This window comes from Micromonospora arida (genome assembly GCF_003857035.1).
Classification (GTDB): Bacteria; Actinomycetota; Actinomycetes; order Mycobacteriales; family Micromonosporaceae; genus Micromonospora; species Micromonospora arida.
In genome coordinates this window covers 1-8936 of record NZ_QGSY01000146.1, presented here as the reverse complement: position 1 = coordinate 8936, position 8936 = coordinate 1, and the positions used below count along the sequence as shown (strand labels likewise).

7 protein-coding genes and 2 pseudogenes are annotated in these 8936 nt (G+C 72.9%); 8 read left to right on the top strand and 1 reads right to left on the bottom strand.

The annotated features are described in order from the left end of the window. The 5 genes and pseudogenes from DLJ58_RS09890 to DLJ58_RS09870 form a co-directional block, all read left to right on the top strand. Positions 1-794, top strand: a pseudogene (locus DLJ58_RS09890) (hypothetical protein); the annotation flags it as partial. Positions 795-928: 134 nt separating this feature from the next. After that, positions 929-2734: an aspartate--tRNA ligase gene (gene aspS, locus DLJ58_RS09885; RefSeq protein ID WP_124855025.1), complete on the top strand. Its 1806-nt coding sequence runs from the start codon at positions 929-931 to the stop codon at positions 2732-2734. 103 nt (positions 2735-2837) lie between these two features. After that, on the top strand, positions 2838-3647 hold the full coding sequence (locus tag DLJ58_RS09880) for an SDR family oxidoreductase (protein WP_124855023.1): 810 nt from the start codon (positions 2838-2840) through the stop codon (positions 3645-3647). A 62-nt stretch (positions 3648-3709) separates the two neighbouring features. Further along, the gene (locus DLJ58_RS09875; protein ID WP_124855021.1) at positions 3710-4318 is read left to right on the top strand and encodes an ArsR/SmtB family transcription factor; all 609 of its coding nucleotides are present in this window, start codon (positions 3710-3712) and stop codon (positions 4316-4318) included. Further along, positions 4315-5601, top strand: a complete 1287-nt coding sequence (locus DLJ58_RS09870) for an MFS transporter (protein ID WP_124855019.1) — start codon at positions 4315-4317, stop codon at positions 5599-5601. The genes DLJ58_RS09875 and DLJ58_RS09870 overlap by 4 nt, the downstream gene beginning before the upstream one ends. Before the next feature lie 35 nt (positions 5602-5636). On the opposite strand, the gene DLJ58_RS09865 is transcribed toward DLJ58_RS09870, so the two are convergent. Beyond that, a complete protein-coding gene (locus DLJ58_RS09865; RefSeq protein ID WP_124855017.1) occupies positions 5637-6377 on the bottom strand; it encodes a GNAT family N-acetyltransferase in 741 nt (246 codons plus the stop codon). 147 nt (positions 6378-6524) lie between these two features. Between DLJ58_RS09865 and DLJ58_RS09860 the strand changes: the two genes are divergently transcribed. The 3 genes and pseudogenes from DLJ58_RS09860 to DLJ58_RS09850 all read left to right on the top strand — a co-directional run. Continuing rightward, positions 6525-6737, top strand: a complete 213-nt coding sequence (locus DLJ58_RS09860) for a hypothetical protein (RefSeq protein ID WP_124855015.1) — start codon at positions 6525-6527, stop codon at positions 6735-6737. 74 nt (positions 6738-6811) lie between these two features. Beyond that, on the top strand, positions 6812-8350 hold the full coding sequence (locus DLJ58_RS09855) for a replication-associated recombination protein A (protein WP_124855013.1): 1539 nt from the start codon (positions 6812-6814) through the stop codon (positions 8348-8350). After that, positions 8347-8936: pseudogene (locus DLJ58_RS09850) on the top strand (hypothetical protein); the annotation flags it as partial. The gene DLJ58_RS09855 and the pseudogene DLJ58_RS09850, both read left to right, overlap by 4 nt.

The window sequence follows — 8936 nt, the reverse complement described above, 5'->3', positions numbered from 1 at the left end:
CTCCGGGCGGCACCGCACCCCCTCCGGGCGGCACCGCACCGCCGCCGTTTCCGGGCGGCCCCGGGCCGGCCGACCCGCTACCGCCGGCGTCCGGCGCGCGGCGCGGCCGGCTGGGTTTCGTGGTGATCGCCGTGGCCGCCCTCGCGCTGCTGGTGTCCCTCGGCTCCGCCGTTGTGTCCTGGCGCGCGTTGGACCAGGCGCAGACCGCGCGGGACATCGCTTCCGCGCGGGCGCCGGTCGGCTCCACCGACACCGGTCCGGCGCCAGCGCCCTCCAGCTCTGCCGCCGGGACCGACTCCCGGCCGGCCTCCGCAACACCGGAGGAGCCGCCAAGCTCACCGGGGACGCCGCCGGAGCTCAGCGAGCAGACCGTCTACGAGCCCAAGTACGACAACCAGAGCCTGACCTTGAAGCCCACGGACTGCTTCAAGGAAATGGAGGTGGACCTCGACGAACCACGTGCCAACGTGGGATCGAACACCACCGATATGGCTCTCAATGCGGGCTGTCCGGGGGCTCCCTTCGTCAAACTGGCCAACGGCGTGGAGGGCAGTGAAGCGGCGACGGCGGGGATGAAGCCGGCCGAGTGCAACAACTCGATCCGATCCGCTCCGATCGCCGTGGACGCGGAGGTGCCCCTTCGGAAGGGCTCCTGGCTCTGCATCAGGACCAACTACGCCGCGGCGCGTGAACAGCGGGACAGATGGCGGATGGTGCTGCTGGAGGTCGTGACCATCAACAACGACCGGACGACCGTCATCCGGGTCACGGCCTGGAACATCCCGGAGAACTGACGCTCGCCCACTGACCGCGCCACCCGTCGGACCGCCCGGATTGGCCGGCCGGGTCGACGGGTGGCGCGGACCGTTTCCGGCACTCCTGACAGAATGCGGAGGCAGACCGCACCGCAGATGAGGAGACGCACGTCGTGATCCGTACCCATGATGCCGGCAGCTTGCGCGCGACGGACGCCGGCACGACGGTGACGCTCGCCGGGTGGGTGGCCCGCCGGCGCGACCACGGCGGGGTCATCTTCGTCGACCTGCGCGACGGTTCCGGTGTTGTCCAGGTGGTGTTCCGCGAGGAAGATGCGCACGCGCTGCGCAACGAGTTCTGCGTGAAGGTCGTCGGCGAGGTGACCCGTCGCCCGGCCGGCAACGAGAACCCGGAGCTGCCCACCGGCGAGGTCGAGGTGACCGTCGTCGAGCTGGAGGTGCTCTCCGAGGCGGCGCCCCTGCCGCTGCCGGTGGACGACCAGATCGAGGCCGGCGACGACATCCGACTCCGGTACCGCTACCTGGACCTGCGCCGCAGCGGCCCGGCGAACGCGCTGCGGCTGCGCTCGCGCGCCAGCCAGCTCGCCCGGGGTGTGCTGCACGAGCGGGACTTCCTGGAGATCGAGACGCCGACGCTGACCCGCTCGACGCCGGAGGGCGCCCGCGACTTCCTGGTGCCGGTGCGGCTCCAGCCCGGCAGCTGGTACGCGCTGCCGCAGTCGCCGCAGCTGTTCAAGCAGCTGCTGATGGTCGGTGGCATGGAGCGGTACTACCAGATCGCCCGCTGCTACCGCGACGAGGACTTCCGCGCCGACCGGCAGCCGGAGTTCACCCAGCTCGACATCGAGATGTCGTTCGTCACCGAGGACGACGTGATCGACCTCGGCGAGGCGATCGTCTCCACGCTGTGGAAGGACCTGGCCGGGCACGAGATCACCCGACCGATCCCGCGGATCACCTGGCACGACGCGATGGCCCGGTACGGCTCGGACAAGCCGGACCTGCGCTACGGCGTCGAGCTGACCGAGCTGACCGAGTACCTGCGCGGCACCGAGTTCCGGGTCTTCGCCGGGGCGATCGACGCGGGCGGCTACGTCGGCGCGGTGGTGATGCCGGGAGGCGCGGCGCAGAGCCGCAAGGAGCTGGACGGCTGGCAGGACTGGGCGAAGGCGCGTGGCGCCCGCGGCCTGGCGTACGTGGTGCTGGACGCCGAGACCGGCGAGGCGCGCGGCCCGGTGGCGAAGAACCTCTCCGCCGAGCACCTGGGCGGGCTCGCCGACGCGGTCGGCGCCAAGCCGGGCGACGCGGTCTTCTTCGCCGCGAGCGCCACCACCCGGGAGGCGCAGGAGCTGCTCGGTGCAGCCCGCGTCGAGATCGCCAAGCGGTCCGGCCTGATCGACGAGAGCGCCTGGGCGTTCTGCTGGGTGGTCGACGCGCCGATGTTCGAGCGCACGGACGAGGGCGGTTGGACGGCCGTGCACCACCCGTTCACCTCGCCGAACGCGGAGTGGGTCGACCGGTTCGAGGAGGCTCCGGACCGGGCCCTGGCGTATGCGTACGACATCGTCTGCAACGGCAACGAGATCGGCGGCGGGTCGATCCGTATCCACCGGGGTGACGTGCAGAAGCGGGTCTTCGACCTGCTCGGCATCACTCCCGAGGAGGCGCAGGACAAGTTCGGCTTCCTGCTGGAGGCGTTCAAGTACGGCGCCCCGCCGCACGGCGGTATCGCCTTCGGCTGGGACCGGGTCTGCATGCTGCTCGCCGGCGCCGACTCCATCCGTGAGGTCATCGCCTTCCCGAAGACCCGGGGTGGCTTCGACCCGCTGACCAGTGCACCCACCCCGATCACCGCCCAGCAGCGCACCGAGGCCGGCATCGACGCCAAGCCCAAGCCGCAGCCGGCGGCCCACACGGGAACGGCCGGCCCCGCAGCCCCGGTAGCAGACCCGGTCTGACCCCCTATCGCGCCGTCGATCATGAGGTTGACGGGCCCGCGCCACGGCGTGTCGCTCGTTAACCTCATGATCGACGTCGGCGGTAGTGGGGGAGTGGGCTGGGATGCGGGTGCTTGTTGTCGGGGGTAGTGGATTACTCGGGCGGTCGATTTGTCGGCGGGGCGTCAGCGCCGGGTGGTCGGTTGTCGGGACGTTCCACTCCGGTGAGATCGCGGTGCCGGGAGTCGCGGCACGACGGCTGGACGTGACCGACCGGTCCGCCGTGCGCGCACTGGTCGCCGAGGTGCGGCCGGACGCAGTGGTGGGGACCCCTTACCGGTACGGGGACTGGGCGGTCACCGCCGACGGGGCAGCGCACGTGGCCCTCGCCGCCGCCGAGGTGGGCGCCCGGCTGGTGCACGTGTCGAGTGACGCGCTGCACGCCGGCCGTCCCACGCCGTACGCCGACGACGACGTGCCCACCCCGCTGAACGCGTACGGTGCCGCGAAGGCGGCCGCCGAGACCGCCGTTCGCGCGATCGACCCGGGCGCGACACTGGTGCGGACCTCCCTGATCGTGGGGGAGGGCAGCAAGCAGATCCAGCTCTGCCGGGACGCGCTCGCCGGACGGGCGGTGCTGTTCAGCGACATGATCCGTTGCCCGATCGACGTCACCGACCTGGCCGACGCCGTGCTGGAACTGGTCGTCGGCAACCACGCCGGCCCGCTCAACGTGGCTGGCGCGGACGCGGTCAGCCGTGCCGAGCTGGGTCTGCTGGTGGCCCGACATTTCGGGTTGGACGCGGCCGGGCTGAAGACCACCACCAGCGCCGCCGCCGGGCAGGCCGGCCCCACCGAGGTACGCCTGGACTGCGCGCGCGCCGCAGGTCTGCTGCGGACGCGGTTGCGGGGGGTGCGGGAACTCCTCGCCTGACCCTGCACACTTCTTGTGCATAACTCTTGTGCATAAGAAGTGTGCAGAGATAGTGTGCAGTCATGGCGAACGACGAAGACGCTCAGCGGGCGGCGCTACGTGAGGTCCGCATCGACAAGCGGCAGGTCCGGGTCCTGGCGCATCCGCTACGGATGCGGCTGGTCGGCGCCCTGCGTGTGAAGGGGCCCGCCACCGCCACCACCCTCGCCGAACTGCTCGGCACAAACACCGGCGCGACCAGCTACCACCTGCGTCAACTCGCCGAGGTCGGGCTCGTCATCGAGGATCCCGACCGAGGCACCGGGCGGCAACGTTGGTGGCAGGCGGCGCACGACGTCACCAACTGGGAGCCGAGCGACTTCGATGACGACCCCGACGCCCGAGCCGCGATCGAGTGGATCCAGGGCGACCAGGTACGTCTCCTCGTCGAGACCGCCGACCGCTGGTTCGCCACCCAGCACGAGTGGTCACCCGCCTGGCGGGACGGCTTCGGCATGGGCGACATCTTCATGACCATCCCGCCCGCCAGACTGGAGGAGCTCAAGGCGGAGGTGTGGCAGGTGCTGGAGCGCTACCACCGCGAGGCCCAACCCGACGCCCCTACCGACCCGGAGGCCCGCCCGGTGCAGGTCTTCCTGGCCGCCTACCCGTTGCGCGAGGGCCTCCGGTGAGCGCGCTGACCGTACGCCAGGTTCGGCGTCGTTACCTCACGCTCTACGGTCTGCGCTGGCTGCCCACGGGGCTGATGATCCCGGTGATGATCCTGCTGATGCAGGAGCGCGGCCTGTCGCTGCCGCAGATCGGCCTGGTCGGCACGGCTCAGGGGCTGCTGGTGCTGGCGCTGGAGTTGCCCACCGGCGGGTTCGCCGACGCTCTCGGTCGTCGACCGGTGCTGCTCGCCGCCGGGGTGCTCAACCTTGTCTCCCTCGCGCTGTTCGCCGTGGCCGACTCGTTCGCGCTGTTCTTCGTGGTCTGGGCTCTGCAGGGCATCTACCGGGCGTTGGACAGCGGCCCGTTGGAGTCCTGGTACGTCGACGCCACCCTGGCCGCCGACCCGCAGGCCGAGTACGAGCGTGGCCTCGGCTACGCCGGCACCGTCGTCGGCGGCGCCATCGGCGGAGGCGCGCTGCTCAGCGGTGGTCTCATCGCGCTCGGCCCGATCGGGCCGGTCTCCGCGCTCACGGTGCCCGTGCTGGCCGCCATCGTGGCGCAGGCGGCGGCGCTCGTCGCGCTCGTGGTGCTGCTGGTCGAGGAGCGGCCGGCCACCGGGGTCGCGGCGATGCGGGCCTCGGTGGTCCAGGCGCCCCGGATGATCGGCCAGGCCGTCGGGCTGCTGCGGCGTTCCCGGGTGCTGCTGGCGTTGGTGGCCGTCGAGCTGTTCTGGGGCTTCGGCATGGTCACCTTCGAGTCGCTGCTGCCGGTCCGACTCGCCGAGGTGATCGGTGATCCGGAACGCGCCGCGGTGCTGCTCGGGCCGGCGAACTCGGCCGCCTGGCTCGCGTCGGCCGCCGGCGCGGCACTGACCCCACTGCTGCTGCGCTGGTTCGGCGCCGCTCCGGGTGCGGCCCTGCTCCGCGTCCTGCAGGGCGTGACTGTGGTCGGGATGGGGTTGTTCGCGGGGCCGGTCGGCGTGCTGGTGGCCTACCTCGCCTGCTACGCGGTGCACGGAGCGTCCAACCCGTTGCACAGTGGGCTGCTGCACCGGCAGGTCGACGGCCCGTACCGGACCAGCGTGCTCTCGCTGAACTCGATGATGGGGCAACCGGCCGGCGCGCTCGGCGGGGTGGTGCTGACCGCGCTCGCCGCCGCCACCAGCGTCAGCACCGCGATGGTGGTCGGCGCTGTGGTGTTGGCCGTCGCCGCCCCGCTCTACCTGCCCGCCTGGCTGGCCGGCCGTCGGGCCGCCCCGGCCGTCGAGCCGACCGCGGTCCCGGTGCCCGCCACCGACCGTTAGCGATAGCCCTCTCGCCTGGCCGGACGGCGGGCCGGTCAGGCGAGGCGGATCGAGCTGAGCGCAAGGGTGGAGGTATAGCCGAGCCGACGGTAGAGCCGCGCCGCACCGACGTTGTGCGTGTAGACGCCGAGCCCGACCAGGTCGTGACGTGCGAGTAGCGCCCGGGTCATCCCGGCGGTCAGGGACGCGCCCAGCCCTCGACCGCGTTGGTCGGGAGCGACGGTCAGGCCGGCCAGGAAGCCGATGTCATCCTGGCTACGGTCCGCGCCGCACGCCACCAACCGGTCGCCGGCCCAGATGCCGTACCAGTCGACCACCCGTGGGTCGCCCGGCTGGGAGGTGCTGGTGGGGAACGACTCTTCGACGAGTGCCGCCAGCGCCGGCTGGTCGGCGGCGGTGAGGCGGACCACCGCTTGTTCGTCCGGCTGCGCCGGCGGCGCCGTGTCGGTCCAGTGGAAGTCCCAGTCGCTGTGCTCGGCCACCGCCAGCCGATCGACCAGCCGACCGCGATCGTGTCGAGGCAGGTGCAGCCGCTGTCCGGGCTGGAGCATTCCATCGGCGGCGAGCGCTGCACAGATCTCCAGCGCCGGTTCGACCGGACCGATCGCGCAGCCAGCCGGTCCGTACTCCGGCGGCACCAACCACAGCACGGCGCCATCACGCTGGTACGCGCGCGCCGGCACGGCCCGCCCGAGCGCGTGCCGGGCGAACGGGTGATGGCCGACGGCGGCCAGGATGGCGCTCCGGTCCTGGAGCACCCGGTCGTCGATGATCATGCGGTCCAGCCTAAGGCCTAGGAGCCGGGGGTCGATTGCCTCCGCCGGGCCCTCGCGGCGTGGCCGTCTCCACCCTGGAGATTGACGAGTCGACCGATTGGGTACATCACGCGCCGACCTACTGGGAACCCCCACCGGAGGACCGACATGCTCGCCATTCTCGCGGCCATCGTTTTTGGCTTTGCCCTGCTGCTCGACCTGCTCGGCACCGACTTCGGCGCACCCGACCTGTTCAACTGGAACACCCTCGTGCTCATCGGACTGCTCCTGCTCTCGCTCTACCTGGCCGGCGTCGGCAGCGGCCCGCGCGGCGGCGGCGGCGGCCGTTGGTACCGGGGCCGTCGCCCCGGGCGTGGCTGACCGGAACCGATCACCGGTGGCGGGCCTGCGGCGCGATTCCGGCGCCGTGGGCCCGGCCCGGTACTGTCTTCGTGATGGAGTCCGACGCCCTCTTCTCCCTTGGTGAACCCGCCGGGTCGCGCAGCGCGCCCGACGGTCCCGCCGGTGTCGACGGCTTTACCGCGGTGGCCGACGATTCGCCCCTGCCCGTCCGGATGCGCCCGGTGACCCTCGACGAACTGGTCGGGCAGGAGCACCTGCTCGCTCCCGGCGCACCCCTGCGGCAACTGGTCTCCGGCGGGGCTCCGATGTCGGTGATCCTCTGGGGCCCGCCGGGCAGCGGCAAGACCACCATCGCGCACCTGGTGGCCGGGGCCACCGACCGCCGCTTCGTGGCCATGTCGGCGCTCTCCGCCGGCGTGAAGGACGTCCGGGCGGTGATCGATGCGGCGCGCCGCCAGCGCCGTTCCGGCGGTCCGCAGACCGTGCTCTTCATCGACGAGGTGCACCGGTTCAGCAAGACCCAACAGGATTCGCTGCTCGCCGCCGTCGAGGACCGCACTGTCACCCTGCTGGCGGCCACCACCGAGAACCCGTACTTCTCGGTCATCTCCCCGCTGCTGTCGCGGTGCGTGCTGCTCACCCTGCAACCGTTGGACGACGAGGCGGTGCGGGGCCTGCTGCGCCGGGCGGTCGCCGACAAGCGTGGCCTGGACGGCGCACTGGCCCTGACCACCGAGGCCGAGGATCACCTGGTCCGGCTGGCCGCCGGCGACGTCCGTAAGGCACTCACCGCCCTGGAGGCGGCGGCGGCCTCCGCCACGGCCCTCGGCGGCGGGCGGATCGACCTCGCCACCGCCGAGCAGGCGGTCGACGTGGCGGCGGTGCGCTACGACCGCGACGGCGACGCCCATTACGACGTGGTCAGCGCCTTCATCAAGAGCATGCGCGGCTCGGACGTGGACGCGGCGGTGCACTGGCTGGCCCGCATGCTGGTCGCCGGTGAGGACGCCCGGTTCATCGCCCGTCGTCTGGTCATCTTCGCCAGCGAGGACGTGGGCATGGCCGATCCCAGTGCGCTGAGCGTGGCGACCGCCGCCGCGCACGCGGTCGAGTACGTCGGGTTGCCCGAAGCGCAGCTCAACCTCGCCCAGGCGGTGATCCACCTGGCCACGGCGCCCAAGTCGAACTCGGCCACCACCGCCATCGGCGCCGCCATCGCCGACGTCCGGGCCGGTCGCGGTGGCGCGGTGCCGCGAGGGCTGCGCGACGCGCACTACGCCGGCGCCCGAGGGTTGGGCCACGGGACCGGCTACCGCTACCCGCACGACGACCAGCGCGGCGTGGTCACCCAGCAGTACGTCCCGGACGACCTGGTGGGCACCGACTACTACCAGCCCAGCCCGCACGGCGCGGAGCGGTCGGTGGCCAGCCGGTTGCCGCTGCTGCGCCGGATCGTGCGTGGCCTGCCGGCTCCGCCCGCCCGCCCGCAGACGCCGACAGCCGAGCCGTCCGTAACGGCGCAGACCGCGCCAGCGCTATCCCCGGGGGCCGCCCGTCCGACGACGGGCGCGGGTGCCCCCGGCACGATGCAGGACAGCGGCACCGACGCCGCAGGAGAGGGTCAACAGTGAGATCGCGTGGTGGGGACCGCCCGGACGAGGGCCCGGACGAGCGGCGCGATCCCCGCGCCAAGGCCCGCCGTTGGGGTCGCGGCCGGCCGGCTGAGCCCGAGCCGGAGGAGCCGGTAGCCGGCGAGGAGTTCGGCTGGATCGACGACCTGCGCTCGGCCAAGCAGCAACGCACCGAGCTGGGCCCGGACGGCGCACCGGCGGAGCCGAACCGGCCCCGTGCTGGCATGCCGCCGGCAGACCCGGCCGGACCGCCGGCACAACCCACCCCGCGTACGCCGGGAGAGCCGGCCGGTGCGCGCGGCAGTGCGCCGGAGTCCTCGGCGCCGCCGGCCCCGCGCCAGAGCGAACCTGGCGGTGCCGCCGCCCGTCGACCGGTCGACGGGCCCTGGCCCGGGGAGACGCCGCCAGCGGGTCGTCGCCCGGACAACCGGCCACCCGCCGCCGGCCCCGCACCGGGTCAGCCGCCGCGCCGCGGCGTGCAGCCGATGCCCGGTGCCCGCGCTGCCGTACCACCGCCGCCACCCGCCGCTCGCCCGGGCGGGAGTGGCCCGGCCGGGCGAGCGGCGGGGGGCGGCGGTGGTACGGC